At 69.5% G+C, this 17,317-nt stretch carries 17 protein-coding genes; 8 read left to right on the top strand and 9 right to left on the bottom strand.

Going from position 1 to position 17,317, the window contains the following annotated elements; all coding sequences use genetic code 11:
* Positions 1–3: 3 nt before the first annotated feature.
* Both AJAP_RS15730 and AJAP_RS15725 read left to right on the top strand, forming a co-directional pair.
* Positions 4–936 carry an AAA family ATPase gene (locus tag AJAP_RS15730; protein ID WP_038512227.1) on the top strand — a complete coding sequence of 311 codons (933 nt, stop codon included), beginning with the start codon at positions 4–6 and terminating at the stop codon, positions 934–936.
* Complete coding sequence (locus AJAP_RS15725) at positions 933–2,621, top strand: cobaltochelatase CobT-related protein (RefSeq protein ID WP_038512225.1); 1,689 nt, start codon at positions 933–935, stop codon at positions 2,619–2,621. The genes AJAP_RS15730 and AJAP_RS15725 overlap by 4 nt, the downstream gene beginning before the upstream one ends.
* Here AJAP_RS15725 and AJAP_RS15720 read toward each other — a convergent pair.
* The gene (locus AJAP_RS15720; protein WP_037339279.1) at positions 2,604–2,801 is read right to left on the bottom strand and encodes an antitoxin; all 198 of its coding nucleotides are present in this window, start codon (positions 2,799–2,801) and stop codon (positions 2,604–2,606) included. The genes AJAP_RS15725 and AJAP_RS15720 overlap by 18 nt on opposite strands.
* A gap of 399 nt (positions 2,802–3,200) precedes the next feature.
* Here AJAP_RS15720 and AJAP_RS15715 point away from each other — a divergent pair, with 399 nt between their 5' ends.
* Together AJAP_RS15715 and AJAP_RS15710 are read left to right on the top strand one after the other, a co-directional pair.
* Entirely contained in the window at positions 3,201–3,716 is a 516-nt protein-coding gene (locus tag AJAP_RS15715; protein ID WP_084098171.1) for an OmpA family protein, read from the top strand.
* Positions 3,713–4,951, top strand: coding sequence for a polysaccharide pyruvyl transferase family protein (locus tag AJAP_RS15710; protein WP_051972462.1), 1,239 nt, complete (start codon positions 3,713–3,715; stop codon positions 4,949–4,951). The genes AJAP_RS15715 and AJAP_RS15710 overlap by 4 nt, the downstream gene beginning before the upstream one ends.
* A 112-nt stretch (positions 4,952–5,063) precedes the next feature.
* On the opposite strand, the gene AJAP_RS15705 is transcribed toward AJAP_RS15710, so the two are convergent.
* The 5 genes from AJAP_RS15705 to ald all read right to left on the bottom strand — a co-directional run bounded on the left by AJAP_RS15705 (position 5,064) and on the right by ald (position 11,103).
* Complete coding sequence (locus tag AJAP_RS15705) at positions 5,064–6,503, bottom strand: sodium:solute symporter family protein (RefSeq protein ID WP_038512221.1); 1,440 nt, start codon at positions 6,501–6,503, stop codon at positions 5,064–5,066.
* Positions 6,503–6,715, bottom strand: coding sequence for a DUF3311 domain-containing protein (locus tag AJAP_RS15700; RefSeq protein ID WP_037339284.1), 213 nt, complete (start codon positions 6,713–6,715; stop codon positions 6,503–6,505). The genes AJAP_RS15705 and AJAP_RS15700 overlap by 1 nt, the downstream gene beginning before the upstream one ends.
* Entirely contained in the window at positions 6,712–8,358 is a 1,647-nt protein-coding gene (locus AJAP_RS15695) for an amidohydrolase (protein ID WP_038512219.1), read from the bottom strand. Before AJAP_RS15695 ends, AJAP_RS15700 begins: the two co-directional genes overlap by 4 nt.
* Before the next feature lie 104 nt (positions 8,359–8,462).
* On the bottom strand, positions 8,463–9,923 hold the full coding sequence (gene pdxR / locus AJAP_RS15690; RefSeq protein WP_038523120.1) for a MocR-like pyridoxine biosynthesis transcription factor PdxR: 1,461 nt from the start codon (positions 9,921–9,923) through the stop codon (positions 8,463–8,465).
* A 64-nt stretch (positions 9,924–9,987) separates the two neighbouring features.
* A complete protein-coding gene (ald, locus tag AJAP_RS15685; protein ID WP_038512217.1) occupies positions 9,988–11,103 on the bottom strand; it encodes an alanine dehydrogenase in 1,116 nt (371 codons plus the stop codon).
* Positions 11,104–11,499: 396 nt separating this feature from the next.
* Between ald and AJAP_RS15680 the strand changes: the two genes are divergently transcribed.
* Genes AJAP_RS15680 through AJAP_RS15670 form a run of 3 tightly spaced genes read left to right on the top strand, consistent with a single transcriptional unit; the run spans position 11,500 to position 13,790 of the window.
* Positions 11,500–12,210 carry a sulfite exporter TauE/SafE family protein gene (locus tag AJAP_RS15680; RefSeq protein ID WP_228694953.1) on the top strand — a complete coding sequence of 237 codons (711 nt, stop codon included), beginning with the start codon at positions 11,500–11,502 and terminating at the stop codon, positions 12,208–12,210.
* 27 nt (positions 12,211–12,237) lie between these two features.
* Positions 12,238–13,098 (top strand): sensor histidine kinase, encoded by an 861-nt coding sequence (locus tag AJAP_RS15675; protein WP_038512212.1) that lies wholly within the window; start codon positions 12,238–12,240, stop codon positions 13,096–13,098.
* The gene (locus AJAP_RS15670; protein ID WP_038512209.1) at positions 13,095–13,790 is read left to right on the top strand and encodes a response regulator; all 696 of its coding nucleotides are present in this window, start codon (positions 13,095–13,097) and stop codon (positions 13,788–13,790) included. Before AJAP_RS15675 ends, AJAP_RS15670 begins: the two co-directional genes overlap by 4 nt.
* On the opposite strand, the gene AJAP_RS15665 is transcribed toward AJAP_RS15670, so the two are convergent.
* The 3 genes from AJAP_RS15665 to AJAP_RS15655 are packed head-to-tail and all read right to left on the bottom strand — an operon-like array spanning position 13,765 to position 15,784.
* Positions 13,765–14,370, bottom strand: coding sequence for an ABC transporter permease (locus AJAP_RS15665; protein WP_038512206.1), 606 nt, complete (start codon positions 14,368–14,370; stop codon positions 13,765–13,767). The two genes, AJAP_RS15670 and AJAP_RS15665, sit on opposite strands and share 26 nt — an antisense overlap.
* On the bottom strand, positions 14,367–15,083 hold the full coding sequence (locus AJAP_RS15660; RefSeq protein WP_038512203.1) for an ABC transporter permease: 717 nt from the start codon (positions 15,081–15,083) through the stop codon (positions 14,367–14,369). Before AJAP_RS15660 ends, AJAP_RS15665 begins: the two co-directional genes overlap by 4 nt.
* Positions 15,080–15,784, bottom strand: coding sequence for an ABC transporter ATP-binding protein (locus AJAP_RS15655; RefSeq protein ID WP_038512200.1), 705 nt, complete (start codon positions 15,782–15,784; stop codon positions 15,080–15,082). Before AJAP_RS15655 ends, AJAP_RS15660 begins: the two co-directional genes overlap by 4 nt.
* A 229-nt stretch (positions 15,785–16,013) precedes the next feature.
* Here AJAP_RS15655 and eno point away from each other — a divergent pair, with 229 nt between their 5' ends.
* Positions 16,014–17,297: a phosphopyruvate hydratase gene (gene eno / locus AJAP_RS15650; RefSeq protein ID WP_038512197.1), complete on the top strand. Its 1,284-nt coding sequence runs from the start codon at positions 16,014–16,016 to the stop codon at positions 17,295–17,297.
* Positions 17,298–17,317 lie beyond the last annotated feature (20 nt).

Below are 17,317 nucleotides of genomic sequence, written 5' to 3'. Positions count from 1 at the left end.
CTCATGATCCCCGAGCTTCGGCTCCCGGTACGTGACGTCTTCGGCATCGATTCGGATCTCGTCGTCGGCGCGTTCCGCGAACGCACCGAGCACGTCCCCGAGGTCGACGAGGCGTACCGCTTCAACCCGGACGTGACGCTGGCGCTGCTCGCCGGGTTCACCCGCGACCGCCGCGTGCTGGTGCAGGGGCTGCACGGCACCGGGAAGTCGACCCATATCGAACAGGTCGCCGCGCGGCTCAATTGGCCGTGCGTGCGGGTCAACCTGGACGGTCACCTCAACCGACTCGACCTCGTCGGCCGCGACGCGGTCGTGCTGCGCGAGGGCAAGCAGGTCACCGAGTTCCAGGAGGGCATCCTCCCGTGGGCGTTGCAGCGGCCGGTCGCGCTGGTGCTCGACGAGTACGACGCGGGACGCCCGGACGTGATGTTCGTGCTGCAACGGGTCCTCGAACGCGACGGCAAGTTCACCCTCACCGATCAGAACCGGGTGCTGCGGCCGCATCCGTCGTTCCGGTTGTTCGCCACCGCCAACACGGTCGGGCTGGGCAATCTCAACGGGCTCTACCACGGCGCGCAGCGGCTGAACCACGCGCAGATCGACCGCTGGAACATCGTGGCGTCGCTGAACTACCTGCCCGCAGCCGAAGAGATCGCGATCGTGCGGGCCAGGGTGCCCGGCATCCCGGAATCCCTGGCGGCGTCCCTGGTCGCGGTGGCCGCCTTGACCCGCAAGGGTTTCCAGGCCGGTGATCTGTCCACTTTGATGTCCCCGCGCACGGTGATCACCTGGGCGGAGAACATCGAGATCTTCGGTGATCCGGCGACGGCCTTCCGGCTGTCCTTCGTGAACAAATGCGACGAAGCCGAGCTCGACCTGGTGGCGGAGTACTTCCAGCGCTGCTTCGACGACGAGCTCCACCTGCTCTCGGCATGACCGCCGGGCAGGCGGAAATCCGGCGCCGCAACCAGGTCGAGGAACTGTGCGCGGCCGCGGTCCGGGCGCTCAGCGGCGACCCGGCCCTGCATTTCCGGGCGCGGCGGCTGCATCGGGGACGCGAGCCGCTCCCCCTGCACGCGCCGCATCTGCGTCAGTCCGCCGACGACGATCTGGTGTCGTCCCGCGGGATCGCGGACGGGATGGCCTTGCGTCTCACCGTCTCGGACGCCGCGCTGCACCGTGGCCTGAGCCCGAGCGATCCGGCCGAGCGCGGGATTTTCGAGCTACTGGAACAGTTCCGCGTCGAGTCGCTCCCGCCCGCGGACATGCCGGGCATGCGACGGAACCTGCGACTGCGTCATCTGCGCTGGTCACTGGAGTTCCACCGGTCCGGGCTGACGGAGACCGCCCGCGGGCTGCTCCTGTACACCGTCGCGCAGATCTGCCGGTCGCGGATCACCGGCGAGCCGGTGGTCGAGGAGACCGAGGATCTCATCGAAGCGACCAGATTCGCGCTGGCGCCTTCGCTCGGTCACGACCTCGCCGGGCTTCGACGGCACCGGACGGACCAGAAGGCGTTCGCCGAACACGCGCTGGCGATCGCCCGGACGGCCGGCGGGCTGCTCGCCGGGACCGAGCAGGACGCCGAGAACGAGAGTGACCCCACCGACCCGCGGTTCAGCCTCGTGATCGACTTCGACAAGAGTCACGGCGAACAGATTCCCGTCGCGACCGCGGGCACCAGCCGGACGTTGGGTGAATCCGGTGCGGCGTACCGGATTCACACCACCGCGTACGACCGTGAACAACGGGTGTCGGACCTGGTGCGCCCCGCGATGCTCGCCGAACTCCGCGAGCGGCTCGACCGGCGTGTCGGCAGGCAGGGCGTCGGGCCGGGCCGGCTGGCACGCGACCTCAAGGCGGTGCTCGCCGAACCGGCGCGCGACGGCTGGGACGGCGCGCAGGAGGAAGGCCTCCTCGACGGCCGGACCCTGGCGCAGCTGATCAGTTCCCCCACGGAGCGGAGGATCTTCCGCACCGAGCGGATCGAACCGGTGGCGGACACACTCGTGACGTTCCTGATCGACTGCTCGGGTTCCATGACCGCGCACGCGGAACCCGTCGCCGCGCTGGTCGACCTCTTCGCGCGCTCGATCGAACTCGCCGGGGCGACCTGCGAAGTGCTCGGGTTCACCACCGGCGGCTGGAACGGGGGCAGGCCACGGCGGGACTGGATCCGGGCCGGACGGCCACGGCATCCCGGCAGGCTCAACGAACGACTCCACCTCGTGTTCAAGGCCGCCGAGACGCCGTGGCGCCGGGCACGGCCCGATCTCGCCGCGCTGCTGAAAGCCGATCTGTTCCGCGAAGGGATCGACGGCGAGGCGGTGGCCTGGGCCTGCGCCCGGATGCGCGCGCGACCCGAAGCACGCCGGATCCTGCTCGTCCTCTCCGACGGCAGCCCCATGGACAGCGCGACGAGCCTGGCGAACGATCCGCATTACCTGGACGAGCATCTGCGGGAAACGGTGCTGCGGGAGGAAAGCACCGTCGAGATCCGTGGGGTCGGCGTCGGTCTCGACCTCAGCCCCTTCTACCGCCGCTCGCGAGTGCTCGACACTTCGGTCACGTCCGGGTACGCGCCGTTCCGGGACGTCCTCGGATTACTGGCCCTGCGGTGAATCCTGCTGGCCTTCGTTCTGCTGCTCGCCGCCGGACTCACCGAGGTAGTCCTTCGCCTTGTCGGCGGCCGAGTCGATCTTGTCGGAGTGTTCACCGAAGCGGGATTTCGCGAAGTCGGCGGCCTTGTCGACGTGCTCCCCGCTCACCTTGTCCTTCATACCTTCGAAGTCGATACCCATGAGAACTCCTCACTTTTCGGTACGCCGTCGATCCGGCGCCTGACTTCCATCAAAGTGCATTCGCGTCGCGGGGCAACTCGGGGACGACGGGTGGGTGAGTCCGGCGCGATTTCCTTCGACCAGGTAAGGAAAATCCGCCTCGACCGGGAAGAGACGACACTCACGGTCGCTCACTCGGGTGGACTTGCCGATCTCTTCATCGGTCCATGACTGTAACGAGTTTCCTGGTCGAAGCGATTTATCCGCGCTTCGGCCACGGAGGGCGACCGAGGAGCACACTCGCTCGCGGTTGGCGCTTTTAGTCCTTTCGTGTTCGTATCCCTGGCGTCAGCCAATGCGGAGACGGCCAAAGGGAGTTCGAACTTCATGCGCAGGACAATTGCCCGAACGGTAACGGGCGTGGCGATCGTGGCCGGCCTCGTGGCCGCGTGCGGCTCCGAAGGCGAAAACGGTGCGGCTGGGTCTTCTGGCACGAATGGAACCGCTTCAAGTGCGGCGGGCGCGCCGTCCTCCGGCGCCGACGCCTCGGCCTCGTCGGGAGCGGGAACCGGAGACGCGGGCCAGGCCGGCGGCGAGGCGGCCCAGAAGGTAACCGCCGCGATCCAGCAGGCGCTGCAGCAGTCACCGATCACCTTTACCACGGAAAGTGCGGAACTGTCCGAAAAGAGCAAATCGGCCCTCGGTGAAATCGCCAAGGCCATGCAGGGCAACGACGTCAAGATCGCCATTGCCACGCACGCGGGTTACCCCGACGCGGAAAAGTCCAAGGCTCTTTCCGAAAAGCGGGCGGAAGCGATCGCCGCCGCGCTCGAAGGAGCGGGCGTGGCCAAGGACCGCGTCAAGACCGAGGCGACCGGCAACGAAAAGGCGCAGGGCGACAAGGCGTTGGACACGCAGATCACCGTCGCGCAGTGACCTTCGACGGAAGCGCGGGCGGGGGAAGCGAATCCCCCGCCCGCGCGCCGCGTCCCCGCCGTTGTCACTATCTGATCGGCCCGAGCGGTTTTCCGAATTTCGGCGACGAGCTGATCGCGGCGACCTGGCTCCGGTATCTGGCACGGACCGAGCCGGAGGCGGACGTCTGGCTCGACACCCACTCACCGGGGCCCGCGCAACTGCTGCTGAACGATCTGCACCCGCGCCTCCGATGCACGGACACCTTGTGGCGGCTGTGCGGCGAAGCGCCGTCGGACGATCCGTGGGAGGTCGCGAACTGGGTGCAGTCGGCGGTGAACGACCCCGGGCTCGCGCCACGCTGGGACGCGGGCATCGACCTGCTCGGCCGGACCGACGTGCTGCACCTGATCGGCGGCGGTTACCTCAACGCGTTGTGGCCGCGGCACATCGGGCTGCTCGCGGGCGCCGCGGCCGCCGCCCGGCGGTCGGGGGCCCGCACCGCCATGACCGGGCAGGGCCTGACGCCGTTCCCGCCCGGAGCCACCGATCTCCTCCGCTCGCTCGCCGACCGTTTCGACGTCGTCGACGTCCGCGACGATCCGTCGGCCGCACTGCTGCCCGGGGTCGTCCGCACGTGCGACGACGTCTTCCTGGAACCACCCGAGCAGAGACCCACCGCGCAGGCGCGCGAATTCGTGCTGTGCGTCCAATCCGACATCGGTGCCTTCGAGCCGTCCGTGCTGGCCGCCCAGGTGCTGGGTTTGTTGCGGGCTTGGGAAGTCCACCCGGAGCAACTCGCCGTCGTCGAAGGGATTCCCCGCGTCGACCGCGCCGTTCCGGCACTGCTGGAACACGAACTCGCCGGTGCCGAATTCCACCCGTTCCGCGACATCTGGCGCCACGGCCTGCCGCTGGCGCCCGGGCAGACCTGGATCTCCAGCCGCTACCACCTGCATCTCGTCGCCGCCGCGGCCGGCGCGAGCGGTCTCGCGTTCAGCGTGTCGCGCGGGTACTACACGACCAAGCACCGCAGCCTCATCGACCTCGGCTCGGGCTGGACGTCGTTCGACGCCGAGGAGGGCGGAACTCCGGACCGGCCGACCGGTACCGGGTTCCCGCCCCACGTCCTCAGGCGGTGCCGCGACCTGAAACGCTCGGTCGCGACGGCGGTGTACGGGAGTCAAGTGATCGAGGAGGTCCGGCCCGCGACGCGGCGCCTCGCCCTGCGCTCATGGCGCACCCGGTCAAGCTAGCCGGATCTCGCGTGACTGGACCCGGATCTCGCGTGATTCCGGGCGGATGACCCGCGAGTTCCGCCTCCAATCACGCGAGTTCCATCCTCGATCACGCGAGTTCCGTCTCTGGTCACGTGCTGAGTGACGGGACCGCCTCGGCGGCCGGGGCACTCTCGGCCGATCGCGCCACCGGCGTCCGCGCCACGTCCGGTTTCACCAGGCTCCAGGCCACCACCACGGCCAGGTTCACCCCGAGCGACACCAGACCCGCGTTGAAGCCGCCGAAAGTCGCGCCGGTGACGTACAGGGCGATCGCGGTCAACACTCCGGCGACCATCCCGGCGGCGACCGCGGCCGTTCGCACCCGGCGCACGAAGAGGATCGCGAGCCAGCCGGGGACGACCTGGGCCAGCAGGTTGTAGGTCAGGTTCAGGATCGTGAGCATCAACGTCGACGCGACGAGGGTCAGGACCGCCGCCAGCACCAGGAAGCTCGCCACCGCGACGACCGTCCACCGCCGTTGCGCCGCGGCCGGGACGTTCGGCGCGAGGTTGCGGCAGACCATGCCGCCGATGGTGAGCGCGGTCGCCGCGAGCACCAGCACACCGGAGAGCGCGGCGCCGGCGGCGACGAGTCCGAGCAGCCAGTCGGGCAGCAAACCCTTGGCGGTCACCATGAACACCGTGTTCGGGTTCTTCAGGTCCGGATGTGCGCGCACGCCGTAGTACGCGGCCAGCACCAGGAACGGGTAGATCAGCATGTACATCGGCATCCACACGGTCGAACTCTTCACCGCGCGTTCGGAGCGGGCCGGGAACACGTACGCGCCACCGAAGCCGAGATAGAACACGATGCTCTGGAACAGGATCGTCGTCATCGCGAACGTCAGTTCCGAGCCGCCCATCGTGGTCTGCGCCGCGCTGAGCACCTCGGGTCCGCTGACCTTCGCGGTACCGCCGGCGGCGATCACGACCGCCACCCCGACGAGCACGACGCCGAGCAGCATGAAGAAATCCTTGAGGATCGAGACGAACGCGGGCGACCGCACGCCGGAGACGGCGATGTAGATGAACGCCACGATGCCCGCCAGCACCACGCTTCGCACCGGATCCAGCCGCAGCCCCAGATTGCTCAGCACCACCTGGAGCCCGATGAACTGGTACTGCCCCCACGGGACCAGCGCGATCAGCATCGTCACGCAGGTGATCAGCTCGAGCCGCCTGCTGCCGAAATGCCGTCCGAACACGTCGGGCACGGTCATCGCGTCGTACCGTTTCGCCGCCCGCCACACCAGCGGGGCCAGGAAGTAGCCCAGCGAGTACGCGAGCAGGATGTACCCGAGGAACCAGATCCCGTAGCTCGCGCCGTGCGCGTAGATCCCGCTCGGGAACCCGATCATCGTCCCGATGCTGTACACCTCGCCGACCGCGAGAAAGTACACCAGCCACGCCGGGAAGGACCGGCCGCCGACGAGGAATTCCGAGATCCCGCCGCCGCGCGTGGACCGTCCGGCCCACACCGCGAGCCCGATCGAGCCCGCCATCACCACCGCCACGATCGCGATCAGCATCAGTCGTCCTCCGGGTAGTGGGCGCGGTCGAAGAAACGCCAGCTGATCCACAGGCACAGGGTGGTCAGCGGGCAGCAGCAGAACACCCAGAAGAACAGCACCGGGATGCCCAGCACCGACGCCGTCGATCCGGACAGGAGCAGAATTCCCGCCAGCAGGGCGAAAGCGGGGACGAATAGTCCTATGAGGACACTCGGCCAGCTGCGGATCATCGTCGTGCTCCCGTCGTCTCGCGCCGCCAGACGATCTCGCCGCCGCTGACGGTGGCGTCCACGGTCAGCTCGCGGATCCGGTCGGGGTCGACCGCGGTGGGATCGCCGGACAGCACCGCGAGATCGGCGAGTTTCCCGATCTCCAGGCTGCCTTTGACGTCTTCCTCGCCTGCGAGGTAGGCGGCGTCGATCGTGTAGCCGCGCAACGCGGCGTCGACGTCCACTGCCTGTTCGGGGCCGAGTACCTTGCCCTGCCTGGTGATCCGGCGAACCGCGCACCAGATCCCCTCCAGCGGCGGCACCGGTGTCACCGGGGTGTCCGAATGCAGTCCGAAATGGATTCCACGCGAGCGAGCCGAGACCAGCGGGCTGATCCGTCGCGCCCGCTCGGGCCCGAGGAAGACGTCGCGATGCCGGTCTCCCCAGTAGTAGACGTGCTTGATGAAGAACGACGCGAGGACATCGTGGGCGGCCATCCGGTCCAGCTGGTCTTCGCGCACCGTCTGGCAATGCTCGATCCGGTGCCGCCTGCCGGTCCCCCGCGGCGAGCCCAGCCGTGAGTAGCCGTCGATGATCGCGTCGATCGCCGCGTCCCCGTTGCCGTGCACGGCGACCTGCCAGCCCGCCGCGTCGAGCGCGGCGATCCGGCGGCCGAGGTCGGCGGATTCGAGCAGCATCATGCCGTGCTCGTCCGGAGCACAGGTGTAGCCCTCCGCGAGACAGCCGGTCTTGCCCTGGATCGAGCCGTCCGCGACGATCTTCACCCCCGTCATCGCGAACTTGTCGTCCGCAGAGGCTTCCGGCGGTTCCGGGTGGCCTTCGTCGAGGCCGGGCAGCAGACCGTCGAACAGGTAGCCGCGCACCCGGACCCGCAGCTTCCCGGCGCGCCTCAGCAGCGCGTACGCCTCCAGTTCCGCCGCTCCGCCGATGAGCCCGATCCCGGTGTCGTGCACGGAGGTCACGCCGTTGGCGAGATACTCCTCGTCCGCCAGGAGGAGGGCGTTGGCCAGTTCGTCCGCGCTCTGCCCGGGCAGCCGGGACGTGACGAGGAAGGCCGCCGTCTCCACGAGCACACCGGTCGGCTCCCCACGGGCGTCACGCACGATGAGCCCGCCGGGCGGGTCCGGGGTCTCGGCGGTGATCCCGACCTCGCGCAGGGCGAGCGAGTTCGCGGTGCAGAAATGACCGGAAACATGGGTCAGCACCACGGGATTGCGACCGGAGACGGGGTCGAGGTCCGCGCGGGTCGGATGACGGCCGTCCGCGAGCAACGTGTCGTCGTACCGGAAACCCCGGATCCACTCCCCCGGGCCCAGCTCCTTCGCCGCCTGCGCGACCCGGCCCCCGATGTCGGCGATGGTGTCGTTGGGCGGGCTGCCGGCGTCGACCGGCGCGGCCAGCGTCATCCCGAAGAACGCCGGATGGTTGTGGGATTCGACGAAACCGGGGATAACCGTGCGCTCGGCAAGGTCGAGCACGGTGGTCTCCGGGCCGATCAGCCGGGAGATGTCCCGTTCGGAACCCAGCGCGGTGATCCGGCCGCCGCTCGCGGCCAGCGCGCGCACCCGTCTCCCCGCCGCGTCCAGGGTGAGGACGGTGCCACCGAGCGCGACGAAATCGGCTTCTCGAACGAACTCCACCACACGGACCTCCTGGCGACGTGTCCTGGCTCACGAGCGATCCCCAGACACTGCGGCACGTCTGGCCGCCTGAACAGGTCCAGAACGGTCCGGCGCGGTGGTACCAGTTACCCGATCAGGTCGCGGCAGGCCTCACCGAGCAGACGGATGCCGGGGTCGATGTCGCGCAAGGGGACGGCCGCGAACCCGATCCGGAAATGGTTCTTCGGCGGGTCGTCCCCGACGAAGAAGATGTCGCCGGGCTCGATCAGGACGCCGTCGCGCTCGGCTCGTTCCATCAGCGCCCGGCAGTCCAGTTCGGACGGTCCGGTCATCCAGAGGCTGACCCCGCCCGGCGGATACGCCGTCTGCGTCCACGGCAGGTGTTCGGTGACCGCGGCGCAGGTCGCCTCCCATTTCCGCATCAGTTTCGTGCGGTACCGGCGGAGGGAACGGTGGTACTCGCCGCTGTCGATGAGCAACGCCAGCGCCCGCTGGAGGTGACCAGGCGGATGCCGCAGCACGTATCGCCGGATCTCCCGCAGCTCCCGCACCAGTTCGCGCGGGCCGACCAGGTATCCCAGACGCAGGCCCGGCGAGAGGAATTTGGAGAAGGTGCCGAGGTAGATCGCGTCTCCGGTGCCGTCAAGCGCCTTGAGCGCGGGTGTGGGGCTGCCGTGATACCGGAACTCGCTGTCGTAGTCGTCCTCGACGAGCACCGTGCCCGCACTCGCGGCGAGGCTGAGCAGCCGTCGGCGGCGGCCGATGCTCAACGTCGCGTTCGTCGGGTGATGGTGGCTCGGGGTGAGGTAGAGCAGGTCGACGCCGTCGAGCGTGTCCGGCGGGCGCAGGCCGCTCTGATCGACGTCGACGCCGCGCAGCCCGGCGCCGGTGCGCAGGAAGATGTGCCGGGCGTCGAGATAGCCCGGGTTCTCCATCGCCACGACGCTGTCCGGCCCGAGCAGCGCGCGGCCGAGCAGGTCGAGCCCCTGCTGCGAGCCGACGGTGATCAGGACCTCGGACGGGTCGGCCTCGATCCCCCGCGCGGTGAGCAGCTGACGGCAGATCAGATCGACCAGCATCGGATCGTCGGAGCCGACGCTGTCCTGCAGGCTCGGGAACACGTGCGGCCGGTACAGCGCGTCACGCAGGCAGCGGGTCCACGACCGCGCGGGAAAGGCGGTGACGTCCACCTGACCGGCGAGGAACGGGTACGGATAGGTGTGCCAGTCCGGGCGTTTCTCGATATGCGGCACCCCGGCGTCCGGGTACCGGCGCACCCGCGCGCTCCAGTCGATGGCCGGGCTGGTGCCGCGCTCCTGCACCGCGCAATGCGGCCGCATCTCGGCGTTGATGAACAGCCCGCTGCGCTCGCGGCTCTCCACGAACCCCTCGGCGACCAGCTCCTGGTAGGCGAGGTTGATGGTGTTGCGGGAAACGCTGAGTTCGGCGGCCAGCTCACGCGAACTCGGCAGCCGGTGCGCCGGGTCGAACGTGCCGATCGCGATGCCGTGCTCGATGGCGCGCCGCACCTGCCGGTAGAGCGGCTCGGTGGACGTCCGGTCGATTTCGATCAACGTTCGCGGCAACGGCACCTCCCTTTCGGCGACGGGCCGGGATCTGAACCTAACTCCGGATCCCGGCCCGCACCACCTAGCCGAGCACGTCGTCGAGCGAAACGGAGCCGATTCCGAGCGCCTCGCCGACCGGCGCGGACGTCAGCCTGCCGTCGACCGTGCTGACCCCGCCGCGCAGCTCCGGGCACCGCGCGACGGCGCCGGACAGACCGTGGTTCGCCAGCTCCAGCGCGTACGGCAGCGTGACGTTCGTCAACGCGTACGTCGAGGTGTGCGGGACGGCGCCGGGCATGTTGGCGACGCAGTAGAACACCGAGTTGTGCACCTGGAACGTCGGCTCGGCGTGCGTCGTCGGCCTCGTGTCCTCGAAGCAGCCACCCTGGTCGACAGAGATGTCGACGAGCACGCTGCCCGGCTTCATGCGGGAAACGAGATCGTTCGACACCAGGCTCGGCGCCTTGGCACCGGGCACGAGTACCGCGCCGATCACGAGGTCGGCTTCGAGCACGGCCTCTTCGATCGAGTACGCGTTGGCCGCGGCGGTGCGGATCCGGCCCTGGTACATCCGGTCGGCGGCACGGAGCTTGTCGACGTTCTTGTCGAACAGGACGACGTCGGCCCAGGTCCCGGCCGCGCCGGCGACCGCGTTTATCCCCGCGACACCGGCGCCGAGTACGACCACCCGCGCAGGGGCCACCCCGGAGACACCGCCGATGAGCACCCCGCGCCCGCCGTTGGCGCGCATGAGCGTCTGCGCGCCGACCTGCGGGGCCAGCCGTCCGGCGACCTCGCTCATCGGGAACAGCAGGGGCAGCGATCCGTTCGGCAGCTGCACCGTCTCGTACGCCACCGACGTCGTGCCCGCGTCCAGCAGCGCCCGCGTGCACGGCTCGCTCGCGGCGAGGTGCAGGTAGGTGAACAGCAGCTGATCGCGGCGCAGGCGGTGGTACTCCTCGGCGATCGGCTCCTTGACCTTGAGCACGAGGTCTCCGGTCGCCCAGACGTCGTCGGCGCTGTCGAGCACCTTCGCCCCGGCGGCGGCGTAGTCCTCGTCGCGCACGGAGGATCCTTCGCCCGCTCCGCGCTCGACGAACACCTCGTGCCCGGCCGAAGTGAACTCGTGCACGCCCGCGGGCGTCACCGCGACCCGGTACTCGTGGTTCTTGACTTCACGAGGGACACCGATCTTCATCTCACGCTCCCGTCTGTTCCAAAGGCAGTGACGCTGAGCGTGCGGCACGGCTGGAACGGCCAGAAGGGCCAGAACCCGCGCGTTCGACGGGTCCAGTTCGCGAGGCGGCGGTCCGTGAAGGTCTCACCACTTGCCGTCGTAGAGCATGACCTGCTCGCGGTCATAGCGTGTCGCGAAAGCCACTTTCGCGACGTCTGATGTCCCGAAAGTGGCTTTCGCGACACGCCCTTGGCGCAGACTCACAGAGCCCGGGCCGAAGGGGACTTTCCCCACATCCGACGCGACGAAAGCCACCTTCACAACACCCGACCTCCTTCGCCGCTCATAGCGCTGGGCTATGACGTCTTCGCCAAGCGACGGCTACCGCCACCCCGCGCCCGGCTCCACAATGGACTCGTGGGAACCCTGGCCATGACCTCGCTCGCGGCGGCGGCCGGGGTCGTCGCCCAGCGCCTTTCCGGGATGGGGCTTTCCCTGCTGTGCGTACCGTTCCTGGCGCTGGCCCTGGGCCCGCTCGACGCCGTCCGGCTCACCCTGCTGCTCGGCTTCCCGGTCTATCTCGCGGTCGCGATCACCCATTGGCGGGCGATCAGGTGGACGCAGGTCGCGTGGCTGACGGTGCCCGCGGTGGTGTTCACCCCGGTCGTCGCGCTCGCGGTCCGCGATGTCCCGCCACGGCCGCTGTTGCTCGCCGCGGGCGGCTGCTGTGTCCTCGCCGTCGGTGTGCTGGCGAGCGGCATCACCAGCAGACGGCTGGCGGGCAGAACGGCCGCCGTCGGCGCGGGCGTGCTGAGCGCGGCGATGAACTCCGTCGCCGGGCTTTCCGGTCCCGCCGTGGCGGTGTACGGGGCGAGCGCGGGCTGGGGCGCGGACGAGACCCGCGGGACGCTGTCGATCTATTTCTTCCTCCTCGGCCTGGTCGCGTTGCCCAGTCTCGGCTGGGTGGAGGTGCCCGTGAGCGTGCTCCTCGCGGTCGCGGTCGCCGCACTCGCGGGCGATCTGCTGGGGCGGGCGCTGAGCCGCCGGGTCGGCGAACGGTCCGTCCGCTGGTCCGTCCTGCTGCTTTCGGCGGCGGGTGGTGCGTTGACGCTGGCGCACGCGGCCTGAGCACCGCCGGTAATACGATGGCCGGTGATGACACCGCCGGACCGCCCCGAATGGCGATCGCGTGCGTGGCTGGTCGCCTCGGCGGTGCTGGTCGTGGCCGCGGTCGCGCTGCTGGCCGTCGGCGCGAACGGGCCCGGCGCGGTCGTCGTGCCGATTCTGGTCGTGGCCACGGCCATCGGCGTGACGACGTGGACGGTGGTCCGCGCGCGCAAGCGGCGCCTCGACTACGAAGCACGCCTCACCGGCTGGGCGGCCGAGCACGCCACGCAGCATGAGCGGCTCCGGATCGCCCGGGAACTCCACGACATCGTTTCCCACGGCCTCGGCGTGATCACGTTGCGAGCCAGCGCGGCACGGCGGGTTCAAGGAGAAGTCCGGGAAGCGGAGCGCGAACAGGCGCTCGTCGACATCGAGCGGACGAGCCGGGACGCGGTCACCGAACTCCGGCGCATGCTGGCCGTGCTTCGCGACCCTGACGAGCGCGGTGCGCCGTTGCGGCCCGTGCTGAACCTGTCGGATCTTCCCGCCATCGTCGAGGCCGTCCGCCCGCTGGGCCTCGAACCACGACTGGACGTCGGCGAACTCGGGGACGTTTCCCCTGGGGTACAAGCGACTGTCTGCGAAATCGTCCGCGAAGCCGTCGCGAACACCGCGCGCTACGCCGGACCGACGGTCGCCCGCGTCGAGCTACGGCGCGACGGCGACACGATCGTCGTGACCGTCGAGGACGACGGGCCGCGAAGCACCTGGTCCCCCGCCGCCGGGGCCGGCCACGGTCTGGCCGGACTTCGGGAACGTGCCGAGGTCCTCGGCGGCGAACTGCACGCGGCACCGGTCGGAACCGGATTCCGCCTCACCGCTCGACTTCCGGACGGAGCACACCGGTGACCGAACAGCCACCGATCCGGGTCCTGCTCGCCGACGACCAGCGACTGTTGCGGCACAGCCTGGCGATCATCATCGACGCCACACCGGACATGGTCGTCGTCGGACAGGCCGAGGACGGGCTCCAAGCGGTGGAAATGGCGCGGCGGCTGAGCCCGGACGTCGTGCTGATGGACATCCGCATGCCCGGCCAGGACGGGATCGTGGCCACCCAGGAGATCGGCGCCTGCCCCGGCCTGGCCGGGACCAGGATCCTCGTGCTGAGCATGTTCGAACTGGACGAGTACGTCTACGGCGCGCTCCGCGCGGGAGCGAGCGGTTTCCTGCTCAAGGACACCGAACCGGACGAGCTTCTCACCGCCGTCCGCCGGACGCACACCGGCGAGTCCCTGTTCGCGCCCGCCATCCTCACCCGGCTGATAGAGCACTACGTCACGGCGCCGCCGCACCGCAGCCCGCCCCCGCCTGCCGGGCTGACCCAGCGGGAGATCGAGATCCTCACCTTCGTCGGTCGCGGGCTGTCCAACACCGAAATCGCCGAGACGCTGATCATCTCCGTCAAGACGGTCAAGACGCATATCAGCCGGCTCCTGAGCAAGCTTGCGGCCCGCGACCGCGCTCAGCTGGTGATCACGGCGTACGACCTGGGCCTGGTGGCCCCGCGCGCGGTCAAGCGTCCCGCCGGTGGAACGTGATCGCGGAGATCCCCACCGCGACGAGCGCCCAGCCCAGCACGACGGCCGAGCCGCCGAGTGAGCGCACGTCGTGGCTCGCGGCGTCCGGCAGGTAGTCCGCGAAAGCGGCCCGGTCACGGAGAAGCGGACCCGCGATGAAGTAGTACCCGAGCAGCCCGGCCACCGCCGGGACGCTCCACCGCACGACCGTCGCGACGGCGGCGGAGAAGACCGTGGTGAGTGCGAGGTAGGCGCTCGCTCCCACCACGTCGGACCACGGTCCACCGGCCAGCGCGGTCAGGACGGCCGCCGGAACGGCCACGATCAGGAGTGCGGTCATTTTGGCCAGCTGCAAGGTGATCCGGCGGGGCATGGCGGTCAGGGTCCGGTGGATCTGACCCCCGCTGTACTCCGATGTCACCGCGACGACGCCGAGGACGAGGAACCCGGCCTGGGTGTAGCCGACGGGTGAGACGCCTTGTCGCGCGAACGCGGTCGCGAGGATCGCCGAAACCGCCAAGGTGCTTAACAGGGTGAAGTACGTGGCCGGCAGGCTGAGCAGTTTGAGGATCTCGGCCCGGATCGCCCGGCCGCCCGTCACGCGTCCCTCCCGCGGAACACCAGGAAGCCCGCAGTGAGCAGCGCCGCGACCCAGGCCGTCATCACCAGGCCACCGGTGACCGGCGAGAGCCGGACGGGCAGCTCCACCCGCTCGATGAACATCCGGAATCCGGCCAGGTCGGGGAAGAACGCGGCCAGCGGCGTGAGTTTCGTGAGCAGGTAGGTGACCGTGACCACCGACGTGTTCAGGATCAGCACGGTGAGCGGCAGGATTCCGTTGCGTGTCAACAACGTCAGGCCGGACGCGAGCAAGGCCGTCAGCACCCAGTAGAGGACGACTCCCGGCAGGCGCCCGAAATCGCTCACGCCCAGCGCTTCGACGATCGTGAGGGTGACGGCCGAGGAAACCGTCGCGAGCGCCGCGACCACGGTGATCATCGCCGCCAGCTTCGTGATCAGCAAGCGCCACCGGGACGGCACGACCGTGAGGCTCGTGGTGATCTGGCGTCCGCCACCGGCGTTCTCCCCTTCGGTGGTGTATTCGCTGCTCACCGCGACGACGCCCAGGATGATCGCGCCCACCACGCCGAACGCGAGTTCCTGGAACCCGAGGTCCACGTTGCCGTCGCGCCTGGCCGCCGCCCTCGCGTTGAGGAACGTCAGGACCGCCGGAAGCAGTACACCTATCGCGACCGCGGTCCAGACCGACGGCAGCGAGGTGAGCTTGCGCAGTTCTCCCCGATAGGCCCTCATCGCGCTGCCCCCGTGGTGAGCGCGAAGAAGGCGTCCTCCAGGCTTCGGTGCCCGCCGACGACTTCCGCGAGTGTTCCCCGCGCGACGATCCTGCCGCGGTCGATGACCACGACGTCGTCGACCGTCTCCGACAGTTCTCCCATGAGATGACTCGAAAGCAGGACGGTCCGCCCGGCCGCGGCCCGCGCACGGAGGAAACCGCGGATCCAGCGGATGCCTTCCGGATCGAGGCCGTTGACCGGTTCGTCGAGCACCAGTACCTCGGGATCGCCCAGCAGCGCCGCCGCCAGGGCCAACCGCCGCCCCATCCCCAGCGAGTAGCCGCGGACGCGTTTGCCCGCGGCGGCGGACAGTCCGACCTCCGCGAGGACCTCGTCCACCCTGCCGCGCGGGATGCCGCCCGCCGCGGCGACCCAGTTCAGATGCGCCCGGCCGGTGCGCGAGCGATGTGCTCCCGAGCCGTCGAGTACGGCGCCGACCTTGCGCAGGGGATCCCGCAGCCCGGCGAACGGAACGCCGTCGACCAGCGCGGTCCCCGACGTCGGCCGGTCCAGCCCGAGCAGGATCCGCAGGGTCGACGATTTCCCGGCACCGTTGGGCCCGAGGAAGCCGGTCACGCGGCCCGGGCGCGCTTCGAAACCGACGTCGGAAAGGATCGTCGCCGATCCTCGTCGTTTGGTGAGCCGGTCGAACTGGATCATCAGGTCTTCTTTCCGTCGAGCGTGATCACTTCGCTCGCCAGTCCATCCCGGCCGGGCATCCGCTCGCGTCGAACCGGGGACCGATCCTGCCCGGTGCCAGTCGGCCCTGGGGCCTACGTCATGACCTGAATTGCCTGGTCAGAGATCGGGATCGATTCAGGGATTCTCTGCTAGCCTCGCGGACGTCCCGCTGCTCACCGGGGGCGGCGCGACCAGGCAAGGAGTGCACATGACCGCGATCATCCGCGTCCACGGTCGTCAGATCCTCGACAGCCGGGGCAACCCGACCGTCGAGGTCGACGTCGAACTCGCGGACGGCTCGCTCGGACGGGCCGCCGTGCCGTCGGGCGCCTCCACCGGCACCAAGGAAGCCGTCGAACTGCGCGACGGCGACAAGACCCGTTTCCACGGCAAGGGTGTCCGCAAAGCCGTCGACGCCGTCAACACCGAGATCGCCGAGGCCGTCGTCGGGCTCGACGCCGAAGCCCAGGCCGACGTCGACCGCGCGCTGATCGCACTGGACGGCACCGCGAACAAGGCTCGGCTCGGCGCCAACGCCACCCTCGGCGTCTCGCTGGCCGTGGCGAAGGCCGCCGCGGCCGCCAAGCGACTTCCGTTGTACCGCTACGTCGGTGGCGTGTTCGCGCATCTGCTTCCGATGCCGATGATGAACATCATCAACGGCGGAGCGCACGCGGACAACCCGATCGACTTCCAGGAGTTCATGATCGGCCCGCTCGGCGCGGAGACCTTCGCCGACGCCGTCCGCATGGGCTCGGAGGTTTTCCACACCCTGCGCGCGTCGCTGCGCGAAGCCGGGCACGGCACCAACGTCGGCGACGAAGGCGGCTTCGCGCCGAACCTCAGCTCCGCGGACGAAGCACTCGAGTTCGTGCTGCGCGCCATCGAGCAGTCCGGCTACACCCCCGGCGAGGACATCGCCCTGCTGCTCGACCCGGCCGCGTCCGAGTTCTACACCGACGGCGTCTACGACTACACCGGCGAGGGACGCAAACGCAGCGTCGAGGAGCACGTGGCCTACCTCGCCGATCTGACGTCGCGCTACCCCATCGTGTCCATTGAGGACGGTGTCGCCCAGGACGACTTCACCGGTTGGAAGCAGCTCACCGACACCATCGGCGACCGTGTCCAGCTCGTCGGCGACGATGTCTTCTGCACCAACGTGAATCTGCTCAACGACGGTATCGAGCGAGGCATCGGGAACTCGATCCTGGTGAAGGTGAACCAGATCGGGACGCTCACCGAAACGCTCACCACGGTCGAGACCGCGCACAAGGCCGGCTACTCCGTGGTGATGTCGCACCGCTCCGGCGAGACCGAGGACACCACCATCGCCGACCTCGCCGTCGCCACCAACTGCGGTCAGATCAAGACCGGCTCGCTGTCGCGCTCCGACCGCACGGCCAAGTACAACCAGCTCATCCGCATCGAAGAGGAACTCGGCGCCGAGGCCCGCTACGCCGGTTCCACCACGCTCAGCGGCCGCCGCTGACGAACCGGCCGGGTGCCGGC

Source organism: Amycolatopsis japonica (genome assembly GCF_000732925.1).
In the GTDB taxonomy this organism is placed as follows: domain Bacteria; phylum Actinomycetota; class Actinomycetes; order Mycobacteriales; family Pseudonocardiaceae; genus Amycolatopsis; species Amycolatopsis japonica.
This window is presented reverse-complemented; position numbering and strand designations above follow the sequence as displayed.